17 protein-coding genes are annotated in these 18,527 nt (G+C 60.6%); 9 read left to right on the forward strand and 8 right to left on the reverse strand.

Annotation, left to right across the window (positions count from 1 at the left end; all coding sequences use genetic code 11):
* Window positions 1-119 precede the first annotated feature (119 nt).
* On the forward strand, window positions 120-902 hold the full coding sequence (locus tag HNR55_RS08310; RefSeq protein WP_166113621.1) for an acetoin reductase: 783 nt from the start codon (window positions 120-122) through the stop codon (window positions 900-902).
* A gap of 88 nt (window positions 903-990) precedes the next feature.
* Here the strand turns inward: HNR55_RS08310 and purF are convergent, their stop codons facing one another.
* The 4 genes from purF to metH all read right to left on the reverse strand — a co-directional run bounded on the left by purF (window position 991) and on the right by metH (window position 6,999).
* Entirely contained in the window at window positions 991-2,478 is a 1,488-nt protein-coding gene (purF, locus tag HNR55_RS08315) for an amidophosphoribosyltransferase (protein ID WP_166113599.1), read from the reverse strand.
* A gap of 46 nt (window positions 2,479-2,524) precedes the next feature.
* On the reverse strand, window positions 2,525-3,049 hold the full coding sequence (locus tag HNR55_RS08320) for a CvpA family protein (protein ID WP_166113596.1): 525 nt from the start codon (window positions 3,047-3,049) through the stop codon (window positions 2,525-2,527).
* Between the two features lie 66 nt (window positions 3,050-3,115).
* On the reverse strand, window positions 3,116-3,445 hold the full coding sequence (locus HNR55_RS08325) for a phosphoribosyl-ATP pyrophosphatase (protein ID WP_242005494.1): 330 nt from the start codon (window positions 3,443-3,445) through the stop codon (window positions 3,116-3,118).
* A 47-nt stretch (window positions 3,446-3,492) separates the two neighbouring features.
* Entirely contained in the window at window positions 3,493-6,999 is a 3,507-nt protein-coding gene (metH, locus tag HNR55_RS08330) for a methionine synthase (RefSeq protein ID WP_166113595.1), read from the reverse strand.
* Between metH and HNR55_RS08335 the strand changes: the two genes are divergently transcribed.
* Window positions 6,998-7,483 (forward strand): hypothetical protein, encoded by a 486-nt coding sequence (locus tag HNR55_RS08335; RefSeq protein ID WP_166113593.1) that lies wholly within the window; start codon window positions 6,998-7,000, stop codon window positions 7,481-7,483. The two genes, metH and HNR55_RS08335, sit on opposite strands and share 2 nt — an antisense overlap.
* Before the next feature lie 60 nt (window positions 7,484-7,543).
* On the opposite strand, the gene HNR55_RS08340 is transcribed toward HNR55_RS08335, so the two are convergent.
* The 3 genes from HNR55_RS08340 to flgF all read right to left on the reverse strand — a co-directional run bounded on the left by HNR55_RS08340 (window position 7,544) and on the right by flgF (window position 11,166).
* Window positions 7,544-8,659 (reverse strand): flagellin, encoded by a 1,116-nt coding sequence (locus HNR55_RS08340; protein ID WP_166113591.1) that lies wholly within the window; start codon window positions 8,657-8,659, stop codon window positions 7,544-7,546.
* Between the two features lie 26 nt (window positions 8,660-8,685).
* The gene (gene flgK / locus HNR55_RS08345) at window positions 8,686-10,281 is read right to left on the reverse strand and encodes a flagellar hook-associated protein FlgK (RefSeq protein ID WP_166113589.1); all 1,596 of its coding nucleotides are present in this window, start codon (window positions 10,279-10,281) and stop codon (window positions 8,686-8,688) included.
* A 141-nt stretch (window positions 10,282-10,422) separates the two neighbouring features.
* Window positions 10,423-11,166, reverse strand: coding sequence for a flagellar basal-body rod protein FlgF (gene flgF, locus HNR55_RS08350; RefSeq protein WP_166113587.1), 744 nt, complete (start codon window positions 11,164-11,166; stop codon window positions 10,423-10,425).
* 358 nt (window positions 11,167-11,524) lie between these two features.
* Here flgF and flgG point away from each other — a divergent pair, with 358 nt between their 5' ends.
* The 4 genes from flgG (at window position 11,525) to HNR55_RS08370 (ending at window position 15,013) form a co-directional block, all read left to right on the forward strand.
* Entirely contained in the window at window positions 11,525-12,313 is a 789-nt protein-coding gene (flgG, locus tag HNR55_RS08355) for a flagellar basal-body rod protein FlgG (protein WP_086646096.1), read from the forward strand.
* 1 nt (window position 12,314) lies between these two features.
* Entirely contained in the window at window positions 12,315-13,316 is a 1,002-nt protein-coding gene (flgA, locus tag HNR55_RS08360) for a flagellar basal body P-ring formation chaperone FlgA (protein WP_166113585.1), read from the forward strand.
* Between the two features lie 75 nt (window positions 13,317-13,391).
* Window positions 13,392-14,096, forward strand: coding sequence for a flagellar basal body L-ring protein FlgH (gene flgH / locus HNR55_RS08365; protein ID WP_242005502.1), 705 nt, complete (start codon window positions 13,392-13,394; stop codon window positions 14,094-14,096).
* Window positions 14,097-14,347: 251 nt separating this feature from the next.
* Complete coding sequence (locus HNR55_RS08370) at window positions 14,348-15,013, forward strand: hypothetical protein (RefSeq protein WP_166113581.1); 666 nt, start codon at window positions 14,348-14,350, stop codon at window positions 15,011-15,013.
* Window positions 15,014-15,116: 103 nt separating this feature from the next.
* Here HNR55_RS08370 and HNR55_RS08375 read toward each other — a convergent pair whose 3' ends face one another.
* Window positions 15,117-15,638: a hypothetical protein gene (locus tag HNR55_RS08375; RefSeq protein ID WP_166113579.1), complete on the reverse strand. Its 522-nt coding sequence runs from the start codon at window positions 15,636-15,638 to the stop codon at window positions 15,117-15,119.
* Between HNR55_RS08375 and HNR55_RS08380 the strand changes: the two genes are divergently transcribed.
* From HNR55_RS08380 to fliF, 3 genes are all read left to right on the forward strand, one after another.
* Window positions 15,639-16,088 (forward strand): MotE family protein, encoded by a 450-nt coding sequence (locus HNR55_RS08380; RefSeq protein ID WP_166113577.1) that lies wholly within the window; start codon window positions 15,639-15,641, stop codon window positions 16,086-16,088.
* Window positions 16,089-16,280: 192 nt separating this feature from the next.
* On the forward strand, window positions 16,281-16,616 hold the full coding sequence (locus tag HNR55_RS08385; RefSeq protein WP_166113575.1) for a hypothetical protein: 336 nt from the start codon (window positions 16,281-16,283) through the stop codon (window positions 16,614-16,616).
* 258 nt (window positions 16,617-16,874) lie between these two features.
* The gene (fliF, locus tag HNR55_RS08390; RefSeq protein ID WP_166113573.1) at window positions 16,875-18,527 is read left to right on the forward strand and encodes a flagellar basal-body MS-ring/collar protein FliF; all 1,653 of its coding nucleotides are present in this window, start codon (window positions 16,875-16,877) and stop codon (window positions 18,525-18,527) included.

Raw genomic sequence — 18,527 nt, forward strand, 5'->3', positions numbered from 1 at the left:
GTCGTGGTGTTTTGCGCCAGCCCCCGCATGTGCCGTGCGGGGGCTGTTTTTTTGGTAATGGCTTTTTCCTGTTATTGCACTACGCTCGCCTCGTTTCCCATCACATGCGAGAGGTTCTCATGGCGGATATTACAGGAAAAGTGGCGCTGGTTACCGGCGGCGGGCAAGGCATTGGCCGTGGCATAGCCCTGCGGCTGGCCAGGGACGGTGCGGACATAGCTCTGGTGGACATCCGCGAGGATCATCTGGCAGGAGTGGTTCAGGAAATCGAGGCACTGGGCCGCAAGGCCACCAGCTTTATTGCCGATATTGGCGACCGCGCGCAGGTGGCGGCCGCGATTGACCATGCCGAGGCCACGCTGGGCAGCTTTGATATTATGGTCAACAACGCAGGCATTGCCCAGATCAAGCCGCTGGCGGATGTAACACCCGAGGAAGTCCAGCGCATTTACCGCATTAACGTGGAAGGTACGCTGTGGGGTATCCAGCTAGCCGCGGCCAAGTTTATTGCACGTAAAAGCCGCGGCAAAATCATTAACGCCTGTTCCATTGCCGGGCACGAAGGCTACGCCATGCTGGGCGTGTACTCCTCCACCAAGTTTGCGGTGCGCGGGCTTACGCAGGCTGCCGCCAAGGAATATGCCTGTCACGGCATTAACGTAAACGCCTACTGCCCCGGTGTGGTGGGGACGGATATGTGGGTGGAAATCGACAGGGAATTCGCCAGACTGACCGGCGCCCCCGTGGGTGAGACGTACAGGAAGTTCGTGGACGGCATAGCCCTTGGCCGGGCCGAAACACCCGATGATGTGGCGGCACTTGTGTCCTGGTTTGCTGGCCCTGATTCCGATTACGTTACCGGCCAGTCGATCCTGATTGATGGGGGTATGGTGTACCGCTAGGGGCACGGCCTGCGCGCACCGCCTGACAAAAACCCCGCCAGAGTGGGTCTCTGGCGGGGTTTTTCATAACAGGGCGGCAGGCCGTGGCTCAGGCTGAGTCCGGGCCGTATTCCGCATCGTGGTCAACCAGCGCAATGGGGTATTCGCCGGTAAAGCAGGCGTCGCAATAGGTGGAGCGACTGGCCTTGCGGCTTTCATGCCCCATGGCGCGGTACAGCCCGTCGAGCGAGATAAAGGCCAGACTGTCCACACCAATCAGTTCAGCCATTTTCTGCAGGTCGTTCTGGGCTGCCAGCAGCTTGCTGCGTTCTGGCGTGTCGATCCCGTAGAAGCAGGAATGCTTGGTGGGGGGGGAGGAAATGCGCATATGCACTTCCCGCGCCCCGGCCGCACGCACCATGTCCACGATCTTGCGGGATGTGGTGCCACGCACAATGGAGTCGTCCACCAGCACAACACGCTTGCCGTCCAGAATCGGGCGGTTGGGCGAGTGCTTCATTTTAACGCCCAGATGCCGGATATGGTCGGTGGGCTCAATAAAGGTGCGGCCCACATAGTGGTTGCGGATGATGCCCAGCTCGAACGGAATGCCGCTGGCCTCCGCATAGCCAATGGCGGAGGGCACGCCGGAGTCGGGTACGGGCACGACCACATCGGCCTCGACCCCGCTTTCCTGCGCCAGTTCACGCCCGATTTCCTTGCGCACGTTATAGACCGGCAGGCCTTCAAGCACGGAATCCGGGCGGGCAAAGTAGATGTATTCAAACACGCAGAAATGGGGTTGCGTGTCCCCGAACGGGCGCAGGGAGCGGACACCCTCGTCAGTGATGATAACCAGTTCGCCCGGTTCCACATCGCGCACGAATTCCGCGCCAATAATATCCAGCCCGCAGGTTTCGGATGCCAGAACCCATGCGCCGTCCTTGTCGCCTTCGCCCGGCAGCCTGCCCAGCACCAGCGGACGCACACCCATGGGGTCACGCACGCCGATCAGCGCATCCTGCGAAAGAACAACAAGGGAGTATGCACCAGTAACCCGCTTGAGCGCGTCAATCAGCCTGTCTTCCACCGTGGCGTAAAGCGAGATGGCAATCAGGTGTACGAACACTTCCGTATCCGTGGTGGACTGGAACAGGCAGCCACGGCGGATCAGTTCGCGGCGCAGCGTGTCAGCGTTGGTCAGGTTGCCGTTATGGGCCACCGCCAGACCGCCAAAGGCGAACTCGGCAAACAGGGGCTGCACGTTGCGCAGCAGGGTAGCCCCTGTTGTGGCGTAACGGTTATGGCCAATGGCGCGTGTGCCAGTCAGTGTGGCCATGACGCGCGAATCACTGAACACATCGCCCACAAGGCCGAGCCCACGGTGGGAATTGAAGCGGTGATGCGCCGGATCAAAGGAGACAATGCCCGCTGCTTCCTGCCCACGGTGCTGGAGGGCGTGCAGTCCAAGGGTTGTCAGGGTTGCTGCGTCCTTGGCGTTCCATATGCCAAAGACGGCACATTCCTCCTGTAGGTGATCCTCGTCCGCACGGACAGGATCGGGGAGGGAAACGGACGGCGTGGAATGGGAGTGCATAAGCGCGCAGGGCCTCCGCAAATGGCTGGTACTGGCCGTATGGGGATTACAAGCTGGCGTCATGACCTGTTGAACGCTTTGGCGCAACCCCCTTTGCGTCAAATTCAGTCAGATAAGGGTGGATATAGGTTGTGGCGGCGCGAATATAAGGGGTCAGCCGTCCGTTAGCTTCTATGGCTTCCATGTCCTCGGGCTGCAAAAGCCATTGCCCGGCCATGAACAGCAGCACAATCACACACATACCCCGCGCAAGCCCGAACAGCCCGCCCAGCGTGCGGTCCAGCCCGTCCAGCGGGGTTGCGCGTACCAGACGCACAATGGTAGCCGCCAGCAGATAACCGGCAATAAGAAAAAGCAGCAGCACCAGCGTAAAGCTGGCCAGTTGCAGCCCTATGGGGGAGTGAATGAAGCGCCCCAGCCAGGGCGTGGGCACAGCATGGAAGCGAAAAGCCAGCACAAATGCCACGGCCCAGCTAAGCAGGCCCAGTGCAAGCTGCGTAAACCCCCGCCACATCCCATGCAGGATGGAAAGGGCCACAATGATCAGGGAGAGTGCATCTATGGCTGCCATGAGCGCAGGTTTACAGCCCCCTGTAGGGTGGGGGAAAGAGGGAAAAACACATAAAGCCCGCGCCGCCTATGGCAGCTTGCTTGTGGTAACGCGCCATGGCCTGCTGGGGCTGCCGTTTTTCTTTTTACGGTGGGGGGGCTGGTTGAGCTTGTGCAGCAGTTCGGACACTTCCACCCGGCGCAGGAGTTCGGTCCAGACATCGGCCTCCTCCACCCCGTCCTGCATCCACATATGGCTCAGGGTTTTCAGGAACAGAGCACTCTCGCGCACAAGGTCTGCGCGTCTGGCCGCAATAAAGGCAGTTGTGCATCCGGTCGCGTGCAGCCCCACCTGCATATACAGGTCCTTGCGTTCCTGAGTAAGCGGAGGCGGCAGATGCGGACGGGAATAGACCATTGCGGGATGATGCGCTGCACCATCCCGACTGGTCAATGCCCGGCGGATCAGATCGTGAAATATTTGGCGTGTTTATTCAGCACCACCAGAGCGGAGGTGGACTGCTCGGGGTGGAGCTGGTCCCCATCGGTCAGGGAGACGCCAATACGCTCTGCATCAAGCAGGTTAAGGATGCTGCTCTGCTCCTCCAGCCGGGGGCAGGCCGGGTAGCCGAACGAATAGCGCGAGCCACGATAGCCCTGCTGGAGCAGGTCCTCCATGTTCCGCGGGTCTTCGGCGGCAAAGCCCAGTTCGGCGCGGATACGCTTGTGCGTGTATTCGGCCATGGCTTCCGCCATCTCCACCGAAAGGCCGTGCAGGTAGAGGTAGTCCTGGTAGCGGTTTTCCTCAAACCAGTCGCGGGCAATGTCGGAGGCTTTCTGCCCTACGGTTACAACCTGCAGGCCCACCACATCACGCTCGGGGTCGTTTATGTCACGCACAAAGTCGGCAATGCACTCCCCATCCGCGCGGGGCTGGCGGGGCAGGGCAAAGCGGGCGGCCTCGGTTGTGCCATCGGGTTCAAACAGAACAAGGTCGTTCCCGTCGCCCGCGGCTTTCCAGTAGCCGTAGCAGGCCTGTGGTTTGAGAATCTGCTCATCCGCTGCCAGCTTGAGCATGCGTTGCAGAATGGGGCGCAGCTCCTGCCGTGCCCAGACCAGAAACTCGTCCAGAGAACGCCCCTGTTTACGGAAACCCCACTGGAACTGGTAAAGGGCGCGCTCGTTCAGGAAAGGCAGAACGGCCTCGGGGGTGGCCTGCAGTACCTTGGCACCCCAGAAGGGGGGTGTCAGGCGGGGTTCATCCGCGGTCAGGCGTGCACGGCGGGTGGCAACCTCGGCCTTGTCCACGGGGCCGTAGCCGCGTGTTTCCGCCACTTCTGGCGAGCGGGCGTTTTTGCGGGTGGCCTTGCCCTCACGCCGTTTCTGAATGGCGGCCAGATACCCGTCAAACCCGCTCTGGGCGATCTGGTCCATCAGGGTCAGGCCATCAAACGCATCGCGCGCATAGGCTACGCGGCCGGTGGTGCCGTAAGCGGCCACGCAGTCCTCTTCCACGTAGTTGCGGGTCAGGGCCGCCCCGCCGAGCAGCACGGGGGTATCCAGCCCCGCGCGGGCGATTTCTTCCAGATTCTCGCGCATGATCACGGTGGACTTTACCAGCAGGCCGGACATGCCAATGGCGTCCGCTTTTTCCTTGCGGGCGGCGTCGATCATGTCGGCCACAGGCACCTTGATGCCAAGGTTGACCACACGGTAGCCGTTGTTGGTCAGGATGATGTCCACAAGGTTTTTGCCAATGTCGTGCACATCGCCTTTGACGGTGGCCAGAACAATGGTGCCTCGCTGCTGGCCTTCGGCACGTTCCATGTGCGGTTCAAGCCATGCCACGGCGGCCTTCATGGTTTCAGCGGACTGAAGCACGAAGGGGAGCTGCATTTTACCCGCGCCAAACAGTTCGCCCACCACCTTCATGCCATCGAGCAGCACGGTGTTGATGATGTCCAGCGGGGCCATGGTCTGCATGGCTTCGGCAAGGTCGGCTTCCAGCCCCTTGCGGTCGCCATCCACAATGCGGTCCTTCAGGCGTTCTTCGGCGGTTTCGGCCTGCTTGCGCTTCACGGCTTCGGAGGCCTTGCGGTCCGCGAACATGGCCAGCAGGGCCTGCAGGGGGTCGTAGTCCTCGGTCCGGCGGTCAAAGATCAGGTCTTCGGCAACCTTGACTTCCTCCGGGGCGATCAGGTGCAGCGGGCGGATTTTGGAGACATGCACAATCGCCGCCGTCATGCCCGCCTTGACCGCAAGATCAAGGTAAACCGAGTTCAGCACCGCGCGGGCCGCAGGGTTGAGCCCGAAGGAGATGTTGGACAGGCCCAGCACGATCTGGATATCGGGGAAGGCCTCGCGGATCATGCGAATACCCTCCAGCGTCCACTGGCCGAGCTTGCGGTCGTCCTCCGCCCCGGTGGCGATGGTAAAGGTGAGCGGGTCGATCATCAGATCGGACTGGGGCAGGCCGTATTTGTTGCAGGCAAACTCCACCAGACGGCTGGCAATGCGCAGCTTGTCCTCGGGTTTGCGGGCCATGCCCACTTCATCAATGGTCAGGGCGACAACGGCGGCACCAAACTTGCGCGCCAGCGCCATGCGGTCGGCGGCCGGGCCTTCCCCATCTTCGAAGTTGATGGAGTTGATGATCGGCTTGCCACCATGCAGCTTGAGGGCTGCCTCGATCACCGGGGTTTCGGTCGAGTCAATGACCAGTGGCGCGTTGACCGAGGAGGTGAAGCGCTTGATTACCTCATCCATTTCCTCGCGTTCGTTGCGGCCGACAAAGGCGGTGCAGACATCCAGCGCGTTGGAGCCTTCGCGCAGCTGTTCGCGGCCTACGGTTACGCAGCCATCCCAGTCATGCGCTTCCTGGAGTTCGCGCCATTTTTTGGAACCGTTGGCGTTGCAGCGCTCGCCGATGGAAAAATAGGCGTTTTCCTGCCGCAGGGGCACCTGCGAGTACAGGCTGGCAACGGAGGGCACCCACACAGCCGTACGGGCAACAGGGGCCGGGCGGTGTCGGCCCGTGGCTTCCGCCCGGCGGCGCAGCATGGCGTCCAGTGCGGCAATGTGTGGGGTGGAGGTGCCACAGCACCCTCCGGTCATGTTAATGCCGTCTTCGTGCACAAAGCGCTCGACCCATGTGGCCATGTCTTCGGGGCTGAGCGGGTAGTGTGTTTTGCCGTCCACCAGTTCGGGCAGGCCCGCATTGGGCAGGACGGAAACCAGACGGGGCCAGTTTTCGGCCAGCCAGCGCACATGTTCGGCCATTTCCTGCGGGCCGGTGGCGCAGTTCAGGCCGATCAGGTCCACATCCAGCGCGTTAATGACCGTGGCGGCGGCGGCAATGTCTGGCCCAACCAGCAAGGTGCCTGTGGTTTCTACCGTAACCTGCACAAAAATGGGGAGTGTGACGCCCGCTTCGGCCCGCGCAATCTTGACGCCATTGACGGCCGCCTTGATCTGGAGCGTGTCCTGACAGGTTTCAATCAGCACCGCATCGACCCCGCCTTCAATCAGGCCACGGGTCTGTTCGGCAAGGGCGGCTTCCAGGGTGTCGTAATCAATATTGCCAAGGGAGGGCAGCTTGGTGCCCGGACCCATGGAGCCAAGCACGTAACGGTGGCGGCCATCGGCAAAGCTGTCCGCTGCCTCACGCGCCAGAATGGCGGAGGCGCGGTTAATCTCACGCGTGCGGTCTGTCAGCCCGAACTCGCCCAGTGTAATAGGGGAGGCACCAAACGTGTTGGTCTCCACCATGTCGGCCCCGGCCTCAAAATACCCACGGTGGATTTCGCGGATCAGTTCAGGGCGTGACAGGGTCAGGACTTCGGTGCAGTTTTCCTGTCCCCAGTAATCACGTTGCACATCAAGGTCGAGCATCTGGATGCGGGACCCCATCCCTCCATCACAGAGCAGAACCTGTTCACGCAGGGCATCAAGAAGCGGCAGACGAGAAGACATGACAGCACAAGACCGGAATAGTGGGGAGGGTACGCCTCAGCCGCAGGAACGGGCCAAAGCCACATCCTTATTCCAGACAGAGGCTACCCTGTCCACCGCCATGCGTGCTCCACCGCACATGCGCGGCGGGCGCATGCCGCTTTTTGTGCTGGAGGATGCTCCACAAGGGCAGGCATGGCGGGGCAAAGGGGGGGTGGTGTTTGCCGGTATAGCCCCTGAACCTGCGCAAACTCAGGGGTGGCGGTGTGTGCTGGAATGGTCCGGGCCCGAAGGGGGCACAACCCATGGCGGGCATTGCCTGTGCTGTGTGGGGCGGGGTGGGCTGGACCAGTTCCTGCTGGCGCAGGCGCAAAGCCGGGTGCGCGGCGTGGGGGAGCCGCTTGAGGTTATGGTGGTGGTGTGCGCCCCCCAACTGGTGGAGGTGTATAAGACCCAGCTTAAAGCCTCGGTTTTCCTGTCTGCTTTTTACGTGCTGCAGGCATAAAAAACAGCCTGACGATGCGCATCAGGCTGTTTGGGGGAGTGTTGAGGTTACGCCGGTGGCTTAGAGGTAGTTGGCCAGCGACATATCTTTCATATTCGCGATTAGCATGAACGATGCCTTCAGGCTTGTCTGCACGTTGGCGGACTGGATGGCCACCATGCCAATATCGGTTGTACGGGCGTTGTCGAGCTGGGTTTGCAGCGCTGTTGCCGTATTGGTCAGCAGGGTGGAACGCGCGCTCAGGGCGTTCTGCTGTGCCCCCACGGCTGTTTCCATGCTGATTAGCTGGTTGGTCGTGTTGACCAGCGAGGTGTGGAGCTGGGTGATCATGTCGGAATAACCAGGGCTGGTGGAAGACATACCCTGCATGCCCGAAACCAGCATCATATCCCGCATCAGGTCCTTGATGGGGGAGCCGGTGGAGATAGGGGAACTGGTAGAGGTGGTGTTCGCGTCTGCCGGATTGCCCTGTGTGGCCACAATCCCGTAGTGGCTTGCCGTGCTGTCCCCCGTGATCGTGCTGGTCTGCTGGCTGTTGGCCAGTGCGAGGGAATCCGCAGCGCTGGTCGGGCTGGAAATGGTGCTCGAAAAAATGGAGCTATCCCCGTTCATCAGCACGGTAGCCTGTTGCAGGACGGAGACCATGCTCGCCCCCGATGTCAGAGAGTTGAGCGTATCTGCAATCTGAGTGCTGGTGGTACCGCTGGTCACGCTGGACGGGTTCGCAACCGGTGCTTCGGTCGAGGACTGCCCGGCAAAGACATAGCCCGTGCCATTGGAGGTGTTCAGGACGGTTGCAAGCTGGCCAAGGCTGCTCGAGGCCTCGGTCGCGACCGTGTTCACGGCGGAGGTGGAACTGGACCCGCCAATGCTCAGCAGGTTTGTGGCCATGCTCTGGGCGAGCGAGACAATCTGCTTGAGGGCGCTGGCCGTAACGGTCAGGCTGTTCTGGGCACTGGTAATGTTGCTCTGCCACGCATTGACCTGCGTGATCTTGGGCGTCAGTTCAAAGACATTGGTGCGCGACGAGCCCAGACCGGCAAAGGTTTCCGCCGTAATGCCTTTGCTGGAGGTCTGCCACGCCAGAGTGGTCTGGGCGTTGGTGAGTTCCTGAACGGCGGCGGAAAGAACAAGGTTTGCAGCGCTCGCGCCATACTGCCCGATAGAAGTGCTCATGGTAAAGTATCTCCCATTCTCAAGGCTTAGTTGATGGCGTTCAGAAGAGCGCTGAACATGGTCTGGACGGAGGAAATGATCTTGGCATTGGCCGTATAGGCATTCTGCAACGCCACGATCTTGGCCATTTCGTTGTTCACGTTTACGCCCGACACGTTGGTCACCTTGGCGTTAATGGTGGTCTGCACGGCGGTTGCGTAAGTCAGGTTGGTGCCGGCCGTGCCAATAACCGCGCCCTGGGCGGAGGTCAGGGAGGTGGCAAGTGCGACCAGCCCCTGTGTGCCGCTATACCCGGTCTGGAGTGTCCCGCTTGGTCCCAGCCCTGTGGTGGGGGCGGAAAGTGTGCCGTCCACATCAGCGCTGGAGGTGCCGAACGTGGTGCTCAGCACCTGCGTAATGCCGCTGATGCTCCCATTCGGGGCAAGCTGGGATGGTGTGGTGGCGTAGCTGTTGCTCACGCTGATCGCGGAGGACAGGCTGACAATCCCGTTAGGCGTTGTCTGGGTCGGGTTGTAGGACTGCGGGGTGGGGGTCTGGGGTGCGCCAGAGCTATCCACATCCGTGCCGTTGGTGAACAGGGGCATACCCGCGTTGTTGAAGCGGTTGATCAGCGTTGCGGAGAACGAATCAAGCTGCGCCTGCATGGTGGGGTAGGTCGTGTCGCGCAGGGTAATGTTCGCACCCAGCGTGCCACTGGTCAGGTGGGAGGTGATATCCGTTGTGGATGTGTTGGTTGTCCCATCCGCGACCGTAATGCCCGCAATGGCGGAATTAGCCGGATCACCCGGCTTGTAATACATGGAATCGGTAATGGTGGTGTTGGCCGTGCCACCATTTGTCGCGGAGAGCGGCCACGTATTGCTGGGCAGGGTCTGGGTGTTGTTGTTCAGGCCGATCTGGTCCGGACGGGTTGGCAACTGGGTGCCATCCTCGGTCGTGACGATCATGTCGCCCTTGGATGTTTCGGTGAACTTTACCCCCAGTTCGGAGGAGAGGTCGCTCATCACCTCAAGGCGGCTGTTTTCCAGACTGGACGTGTCGGCTCCCACAGCCTGCAACCCCATGATCTGCTTGGAAAGCTGGCCGATCTGGGTGAGATTCTGGTTGATGGTGGACACGGTGGAAACAATGGTGTTTTCCGCCGTCTGCCGCTGCTGGGTGTAAGTGGACGCCAGCGTGTGGATCGTATCGGTCAGGGATGTGGCGGCCGTAATGACGGCCGTCTGCGCCGAACTGTCCAGCGGGGTGGAGGTCAGGGAGGTCAGGGCGCTCTGCACATTGCCCAGTTCATCCGACAGGGTCTGGGTCTGCCCCGATGTGGCGGAGGTGGACCCCTGAACGGATGCAACCGCTGCCAGCGAATTGGAGGAAGACGTCAGGGCCGAGACCTTGGCGTTCTGCGTGTACAGCGAGGATTGCAGGAAGGGGCTGACATTGACCACCGTTTTGCCAATGCGCACGCCCGTGCCCTGATTGCCTGCAACAGCCGAGGTCACACTGGCCGATTCGGCAGCGTAGCCGGTGGTGGAGGAGTTGGCGACGTTCTGGGCAACAACGGAGTACTGGTATTCAATCCCGTTCAGCCCGCTGGAGGCGATTGATAGAGCTGATCCTAGGTCCATTGTGTTCCCCGTCCGTCCATCACGGCGTTTTTAAAATCCGGTCACGCATAGCAGCCATTTGGCGGCATATAAAGGAGTCTTACGGCGCAATGGTTTTCAGAAGGTTAACGCGCGACGCAAAACAGCCTGCCCGGTTGCTCCCTAGCTGCTGGAATCCTGCGTGATCTTGTCGATCGCGTTGGTCCGGCGGGTGGATTCGGTCTGCACGAGCTGGAAGTTCAGGTCGTAATCACGCTGGATTTCCACCATGCGGGTGGTTTCCGTAATGGCGTTGACGTTGCTGCTTTCCAGCATGCCCTGCCGTATTTCCTTGCGGGGCAGAGCCCGCGTGGGGGTGGTGGGCTTGAGCAGATAGTTGCCCTCGGGCTGGAGGGTGTTCATGTTGTCCACCGTCATCAGGTCCAGAGTGCCGATTGCGCCGTTCTGCGTGGAAATCGTGCCATCGGAGGAGACGGACAGGACATCGTCCTCGCGTGGGATAACGATGGGGCGCTGGAAACGGTTGAGGATCGGGTTGCCGTTAATATCCACAATGGTGCCATCGGAGCGGCGCTGGAACTGGCCATTGCGCGTCAGCCGCACGCCCTGCGTGGTCTGCACGGCAAAAAAACCTTCCCCGTTGATGGCAAAATCGGTGGGGTTGCCGGTCTGGCGCAACTGGCCCTGCCCGTGGTTCTGATAGGTGGCGCGGTCCTGTGTGTAGGCTTCCGTGCGCGCACCCGGTGTGCCGTGAATGTCCTTCTGTTTGACGACGTAATCCGAAAACAGCTCGCGGGAAGCCTTGAAGCCCGTTGTATTGGCATTGGCCAGATTGTTGGACGTCACGTCAAGGTCATGTGTCAGCGCATTGATGCGGGACAAGGCGATGTAGCTCGTGTTGTCCATGGCTTCTAACTCCGGCGGGTGATCTGGGTGGTCTGGGGCTGGTTACGCACGGCAGGCCCCGAATCATGGGGTATAGTATGGGTTTGTGTGCCAGAAATCTATTGGTTTGACCACAATACAGCAACAGTGGATGTGTGGCATATACAACAATAACGTGGCTGGATGTATAAGTGGTAAGGAAATGGCCAGACAAAACCTCTTGCAATGGTCATGCGGTCGTCTTACCTCTTGCAGGCAATACATGGTGTGGCAGCTACAGGCTGTGCGTATGGCCATGTAAGTTCCCGCCCATGCTCCCATCATCGTACTGTTGCTGGGGCGAGCATGGCGCAAGGTACACCCGGAGGCTTGTCATCCTATGATGCGTTCCCTTGATATCGCCGGTACGGGCATGCAGGCCCAGACGACGAACGTCGAGACAATTTCCCACAACATCGCCAATATGACGACCACGGGCTACAAGCGGCGTCGGGCGGAGTTTCAGGATCTTATCTATCAGGATCTGCGCCGCGCGGGGACCATGAGCTCGGATACGGGTGACCTTGTGCCATCCGGCGCGCAGGTCGGTCTGGGTGTGCGTACCGCGGGTATTTACCGCATTAACGAGCAGGGCACTCTGGAACAGACCGGCAATGCGCTGGATATGGCCATTGAAGGGCGCGGCTACTTCCGCGTCACCCTGCCATCGGGCGAATACGCCTATACGCGCGACGGCACGTTCTCCCTCTCCAACGACGGGACGATCGTAACGGCAGACGGTTATCCGCTCAGCCCCGATATTTCTCTGCCAAACAACGCTGAAAACATTACCGTCGATCAGAGCGGGCAGGTGCAGTACACCCTGTCCGGGCAGACCACGGCGCAGGTTGCCGGGCAGATCCAGCTCGTCACCTTCCAGAACGAAAACGGTCTGGCCGCCATGGGGCAGAACCTGTTTACCTCCACCACCTCTTCGGGCGACCCCATTACGGGCACACCGCAGAGCACGGGCTTTGGGGATATCCGGCAGGGCTTTGTGGAAGAATCGGCCGTGAACGTCGTGACCGAAATTACCGACCTCATTACTGCGCAGCGTGCGTATGAAATGAACAGTAAGGTCATCACCGCTTCTGATGAAATGCTTCAGACACTTACGAATCTGAAATAACATGTCCCTGCGGGCAGCCATACTGCCGCTGCTGGCTGCGGTTTTGGCGGTTCTGCCGCCCGCAGCCTGCCTTGCCGCAACCCTGCGCACGGCAACCACGGTTACATCGGATACGGTGCGGCTGTCGGACCTGTTCATGGACCTCGAACCCGGGCAGGACCGGGTTCTTGGGCCCGCCCCCCTGCCGGGCAGCAGTTTTGTTGTCGGTGGGCGGCAGCTTCTGGCCATTGCCGACCAGTACGGGGTGGACTGGATGGACCAGTCCGCAACGGCGCAGACCACCATTACCCGCGCTGGCCGCGTGCTGGACCGCGATTTTTTTATCCATATGGTCAAGCAGAACCTGCCTGATCTGGGCGAAGGCCCGGTCACGGTTGAACTGGGGGATTTTCACCCCATGACCGTTGCCGCGGATGACCCCAAACCCGTTGTGATGTCCGATCTGGACTGGGACCAGAAGAGTGGCCGTTTTTCCGCCACGGTGTACCGCTCTCACCCGCTGGGCGATATTACGCAGGATTCGTTTCTGCTGACCGGAGTGGTCCATGCAGCGCAGCGCGTGCTGGTTTACACGCATGCGCTCTCGGCCGGAACGGTGCTCGCCGCTGCGGACGTGCGGGTGGACGACTCCTACACGGGGCGGAGTGGCGCCAAGGCCTATACGGGGGATGTGGACGTGGCGGGCATGACCCTTGTGCACAGTGTCATGGTGGACGAACCCGTGCTGGAGCGGGACCTGCGGCGGACGGTTGTCATGCACAAGGGTGACCCTATCATGCTCACCTACACCGCGCCGGGCCTGCGGTTGTCGGCCACGGGCCGGGCGCTGGAGGATGGGGGTGTGGGCCAGTATGTGCATGCGCTCAACCTTGCCAGCAAAATGATTCTGACGGGGCGGGTCATCAACGGGTCCGAAATGGAGGTGGACACCACATCGGGCGCCGTGCCATCGGATGGGAACGCCCTGCGTCGCCTCAGTTCGTCCTCCCGCTCCGGTGGGTAGGGCGGCATATGCCCCGGTGGTAGCTGAATGACTTGGAGAGACTTATTGACCCAACACCGTCTGTCTGGCGCCATTATGGTCGGATTGCTGGGCCTTGCCTCCTGTTCCGGGCTGGCGGATACGAGCGAACTGGGGCACCCCCCGCGCATGACCCGTACATCGGACCCCACGCAAACGCCCGATTACCGGCCTGTCACCATGCCCATGCCCCCCCTTCAGCCACCGCCAACCGAGGTGGGGAGCCTGTGGCGGCCGGGGAGCCGCGCCTTCTTCAAAGACCAGCGCGCCTCTCAGGTGGGGGATCTGCTGACCATCAAGGTCGAGATCGCGGATAACGCGAATCTGGTGGATAATACTTCAGCCTCGTCCAGCGGGTCGGAGGATTTCGGGATTCCCAGCCTGTTCGGCTTTCAGGGCAAGGGGCTGTCGCATCTGACCCAGTCTGATGCGCTGAACACGAGCAGCGCAAGCGCTAATGCCGGTACCGGCACCATCCGCCGGACAGAAGCGGTTACACTCACGCTGGCTGGCACCATTACGCAGGTGCTGCCAAACGGTAACTTTGTGGTGGTGGCCCGTCAGGAAGTGCGTATTAACGGGGAGTTGCGCCAGCTTATGGTGAGTGGTGTTGTCCGCCCGCAGGATATTCTGGAAGACAATACCGTAACCCATGACCGTATTGCGGAGGCGCGCATTTCCTACGGTGGACGTGGGCAGCTGACCAAGCAGCAGACTCCGCGTTACGGCCAGCAGATTCTGGACAATGTCCTGCCGTTCTAGGCGGGCGGATGCCGGGTTTATGTTGCGCTGCGATGACGGTTCCAAAAAGGTGGGGCATTCCCCAACGCATAACTTGACATAACGGTTCAATTTACCCCATTCAACAAGCTGTGCAATGCCTGTTTTCTGTGTGTTGCATGGCCATCAATGCCGGGGCGGCGTGCTGCGGCCAGAAGGACGCTGGCGGTAGCTGGAGTGTGCAGGGATGGCCATGTTGGCATCATCGGCAGGTAACACCACGGGAGATAAGCATGAATAACGGTGACAACGCATTCGGCACCCTGGCCGAGCCTACCCAGACCATACTCGTACAGGGGCTGAATGTAGCCAGCCTGAAGTGTGAAACCGACGCCCCCATCGCCATTGGTGGTACGGTACGCAGCGCGCATCTGCAGGCCCCGATTGTGGACGTTCTGGAAAGCGGCATGGTCTCGGGCGAACTGGTGGCCGAGGAAGTGGTCATTCGTGGCACGGCGGAAAACGTGGTTGTCCGCGCCAAGCGCTTTTTTGCAACCGGCACCGCCAAAATCCAGAACTGCACGCTGTTCCTTGAAGGCGTGAGCGGGTGCAGCATCCAGCAGGGTGCGGAACTGACCGGTGACTTCAAGATCACCACGGCAGCCCTTGCCGCGGCTCCTGTTGCGCCGGTAGCGCCCGTAACGCCTGCGGTCTCCCCTGCAAGCTTTGCCGCTTCGACCAGTGCGCCCACACCTGTCAAGGCTGTCAAGGTCGAGGTCAAGCCTGCTCCGGTTGTGGCGACGTCCTCCAAGTCTGCTACGACGGAATCCTCCAAGTCCACCTCTTCGGGCGCGGATAACGGTTCAGTCTGGGGCGATATGGATCAGGTCATGCGTTCCACGGCGGAAACGGAAGATGGCCACGCCTCCCTGATGGGCATGTCCGATACGCAGCCGTAAGTCTGTGTCTGGTCTGGGGTCAGGCCTGTGGCTGGGGTGTGTGGCTGGCTGCACTCCCCTTTATGGGGCCGGTTCTGCCACATGCCCGACCGCCGGAGTGTTTTTATGAAGAGATGTCGTAGGTTGTGATGCTGATACCCCGTTTGTCGTTCGGGAAACTTGTGCATATTTCATCAAGCCTGATGACTCTTCTTCTGGCGATGAATATCCACACCATCGCCGGACACATGAAGGACAAGAGTACGGACACGGCTGCGCAGCCTCTGGTTTCTGTCGCGCAGGCGGCAGCGGCCGAGAACATGCCTTCTGTCAACGATTCCAGCAGCAAGACCAAAAGCGACAAGGACGCGCTGGAGGGCTGGGTTTCCGTGCTGGACGCCAACGAGGCGGCGGAAATGTCCCCCGATGTGGGTGATACCGCGGGCAAGAGCAAAAAAAGGTTTCTGTTGCGGCGGATGACTGTGCCAAGGGTATTTCCTGCGCACAGGTCAAAACCGGCGCGGCTGGCCTTGGCCCCGACCCGGACCCCGAAGTCAGCAAGGCCGAGGCCGATCTGGTCAAGGATATTCTGGCCCGTCAGTCCACCATCGAGGGTGAGCAGCAGCAGCTTGACCAGCAGAAGCATGTGCTGAATGCAGCCCGCGCCGTGCTGGACCAGAAAATGAACACGCTGGATGCCTCCATGGCCACGCTGGAGCAGAAGCAGGCCGCCCACCGTGAGGTGATGGACGCCGAGACGGACCGGCTGGTCAAGATTTACGAGGACATGCCCCCCAAGGAGGCAGCGGCGGTCTTCAACATCATGGACATTCATGTGCTTATTGCCGTGGCCAGCAAAATGAACACCCGCAAGGTGTCGGCCATCATGGGTAACATGTCGCCCGAGCGTGTTAACCTGATTTCCCAGTTCATGGCCGGGGTCCGGAGCTTCCGGGCGTCCACGGACGGGGGGGAAGGCGGCGACCGGCTTGCCCAGACCGTGGGCACGGCAACATGGTGGGCCAAACCCAGCGTAAGCGCTACCCCGGCCGCGGGGGCTCGCGCGGGCAGTGGGGCGCAGTCCTCTTCCCAGTAACCGCTGGCTTCTCCGGGTTTTTTGGCGCAGGGGTGCCTCTTGTCTCGCATTTACATGGGAAATGGCTTAAAATAGCATGTTCATCTGGTAGCCATAGGCCCGTATGCCGGGTCTGGCGGCATCAGGCATCAGGATAGGCCATGCCGGTCGTAAGGGTGTGCGTGTGGGCTTGAAGGACGGGAACAAAAAGGCATGATGATCAGGCGCGGAATGATGGTGGCCCTGATTCTGGCGGTTGCGGGGTGTTCACCCGACCATATTGCCAGCAAGATAACGGGGCGTGAGTGTAACGCCGGTTATATTCAGGAAGGGGAGGACTGGTGCGCCCCCCCCGAGCGCCCGCCCGCGCCACAGCCCTACTGCACACAAAGCTGGAATGGTGTGGACTGCTGGGCCCGCCCGGACCTGATGCCCAATGTGGCGCGTGAGGTGGCGGAAGGCCCGACAGGGCTGACGCAGGACCAGAACGCACGGCGCCTGAATATGCCGATTAAAAAAGTGCCGCCGACAAACGCGTATTATCCATAAAACGGGGTTCGTTTGGTGCGCCGGACCGGGTTACAATACAAACTGGAGTGGGTCTGGTGTTGCAAGACTGTTCTTTTACTGTGGCACAACGTGCTTATGATGTGTTTATGGCGATACAGAAGCCGGTTTACCTTGACGGGTATGACAGGGCGATGGCAAGGCCATGGTTTGGCGGAGCGCGGAGTGTTTGGATGCTGAAACGTCTGGAGAGTTGTGTGATTCCCCATTTTTCCATCGTGACAGCGTAGCCATTCCCGTATGAAAAACTTTCTTACAAGCCTCAGGGCTCTGGGCCGCACGCAGCAGATCGCACTGGGTTTGGCGGGTGCTGCCCTGCTGGGGGCTCTGGCCTATTTTTCTTTTTACGCCGGAGCGGGGGCCAGTGCCCTGCTGTACGGTGATCTGGACCTGACAGAGGCGGCCGAAATGGCCGATGATCTCGCCAAGGCCCATATCTCCTTTACCACCAGTCAGGACGGCACCCGCATTTTTGTGGCCAAGGACAAGGTTGCCAGTGCGCGCCTGCTGCTGGCCAAGGATGGCCTGCCCAGCGGTGGCGCGGTCGGGTATGAGCTGTTTGACAAGAGCGGCACCCTGACCAGCACCCAGTTCGAACAGTCGATCAACGAAACCCGCGCCATGGAAGGTGAACTGGAACGTTCCATCCGCCTGCTGCATGGGGTGCGGAATGTGCGTGTGCATCTGGTTCTGCCGCACAGGGACCTGTTCTCGACCGAGACCAATCCCTCGCAGGCCAGTGTGGTGCTGGATATTGGCCGTGCGAGCCGTATGGCGCCCGATGGTATTCAGGCTATCCAGAACCTTGTCGCCGCTGCTGTGCCGGGCCTGCGCCCGCAGAATATTTCCATTGTGGATACGCGCGGCGATGTGCTGGTCAAGCCGGGTGACCCCGATAGTCTGGCCGGGCAGGAAACGCAGATGGAAAAAATCCGTCATGCGGAAGAACAGCGCCTTGCCCAGGCGGTGGAGGACATGCTGGTGCCCACACTGGGTGCAGGCCATGTGCGCGCCCGTGCTGCGGTGACCATGTCCACCGAGGAAGTGCATGAAACGGAGGAAAGCTTCGATCCCAACCAGCAGGTGTTGCGGTCGCAGCAGACAAGTTCGGACAAGAGCACCAATACCGAATCCAGCCCCAGCACCACGGTTGGCAACAACCTGCCCAATGCCAACGCCAATCAGGACAACAAGAGCGGCTCGAGCAGCGACCGCGAGGAAGAGACCAATAACTACGAAATTGGCAAGCGTGTGCGCGTTGTTAACCAGTCGCGCCCCCGCATTGCGCGGGTGAGCATGGCGGTGCTGGTTGATGGCACCATGACCAAGGACAAGAACGGCAAGGAAGTCTGGACCCCGCTGGACGACTCCGAGATGGAGCGGATCACCACCCTTGCCCAGACCGCCGTAGGCTTTGACAAGGCCCGTGGGGACGAAGTGCGCGTTGTGTCCATGCGGTTCATGCCCGATGGCGGGTTTGATTTTGCTGGTGGGAGCGTAGACTACTTCAGCCGCGAAATGCTCATTTACGTGGCGGAGTGGGTTATTCCCATCCTGCTGGTGCTGGGTGCGCTGTTTATTGGCCTGCGCCCCATGCTGCGCCGCACCGGGCTGGTTACCCTTATTTCCAAGGAAGTGCCCGGGCAGGAAAAACTGCTCGAGGGTGTGGAGGATGGCTCCATTGTCATGGGCGCCAATGGCCAGATGCTCCATGCCAGCAGCGGCCTGCCTGTGGGAGAAGGGGGTCATGAGGTCGATCTGGATGGCGTTCAGGGCAAACTGCGGCAGGAAGCACTGGATAAGGTGGCCAACCGCTTCGAAAACAACCTTGATGAAACCATACTGATTATCCGGAGCTGGCTGGCCGCCCCGGATCCGAAGAAGGGAGCCTAG

This window comes from Acetobacter lovaniensis, assembly GCF_014207635.1.
GTDB classification, from domain to species: Bacteria; Pseudomonadota; Alphaproteobacteria; order Acetobacterales; family Acetobacteraceae; genus Acetobacter; species Acetobacter lovaniensis.

Coding starts and splice junctions, on each gene's coding strand:
- HNR55_RS08310 (WP_166113621.1), top strand. CDS start 120: ATGGCGGATATTACAGGAAAAGTGGCGCTGGTTACCGGCGGCGGGCAA.
- purF (WP_166113599.1), bottom strand. CDS start 2,478: ATGCACTCCCATTCCACGCCGTCCGTTTCCCTCCCCGATCCTGTCCGT.
- HNR55_RS08320 (WP_166113596.1), bottom strand. CDS start 3,049: ATGGCAGCCATAGATGCACTCTCCCTGATCATTGTGGCCCTTTCCATC.
- HNR55_RS08325 (WP_242005494.1), bottom strand. CDS start 3,445: ATGGTCTATTCCCGTCCGCATCTGCCGCCTCCGCTTACTCAGGAACGC.
- HNR55_RS08335 (WP_166113593.1), top strand. CDS start 6,998: ATGACAGCACAAGACCGGAATAGTGGGGAGGGTACGCCTCAGCCGCAG.
- metH (WP_166113595.1), bottom strand. CDS start 6,999: ATGTCTTCTCGTCTGCCGCTTCTTGATGCCCTGCGTGAACAGGTTCTG.
- HNR55_RS08340 (WP_166113591.1), bottom strand. CDS start 8,659: ATGAGCACTTCTATCGGGCAGTATGGCGCGAGCGCTGCAAACCTTGTT.
- flgK (WP_166113589.1), bottom strand. CDS start 10,281: ATGGACCTAGGATCAGCTCTATCAATCGCCTCCAGCGGGCTGAACGGG.
- flgF (WP_166113587.1), bottom strand. CDS start 11,166: ATGGACAACACGAGCTACATCGCCTTGTCCCGCATCAATGCGCTGACA.
- flgG (WP_086646096.1), top strand. CDS start 11,525: ATGATGCGTTCCCTTGATATCGCCGGTACGGGCATGCAGGCCCAGACG.
- flgA (WP_166113585.1), top strand. CDS start 12,315: ATGTCCCTGCGGGCAGCCATACTGCCGCTGCTGGCTGCGGTTTTGGCG.
- flgH (WP_242005502.1), top strand. CDS start 13,392: ATGGTCGGATTGCTGGGCCTTGCCTCCTGTTCCGGGCTGGCGGATACG.
- HNR55_RS08370 (WP_166113581.1), top strand. CDS start 14,348: ATGAATAACGGTGACAACGCATTCGGCACCCTGGCCGAGCCTACCCAG.
- HNR55_RS08375 (WP_166113579.1), bottom strand. CDS start 15,638: ATGCTTCTGCTGGTCAAGCTGCTGCTGCTCACCCTCGATGGTGGACTG.
- HNR55_RS08385 (WP_166113575.1), top strand. CDS start 16,281: ATGATGATCAGGCGCGGAATGATGGTGGCCCTGATTCTGGCGGTTGCG.
- fliF (WP_166113573.1), top strand. CDS start 16,875: ATGAAAAACTTTCTTACAAGCCTCAGGGCTCTGGGCCGCACGCAGCAG.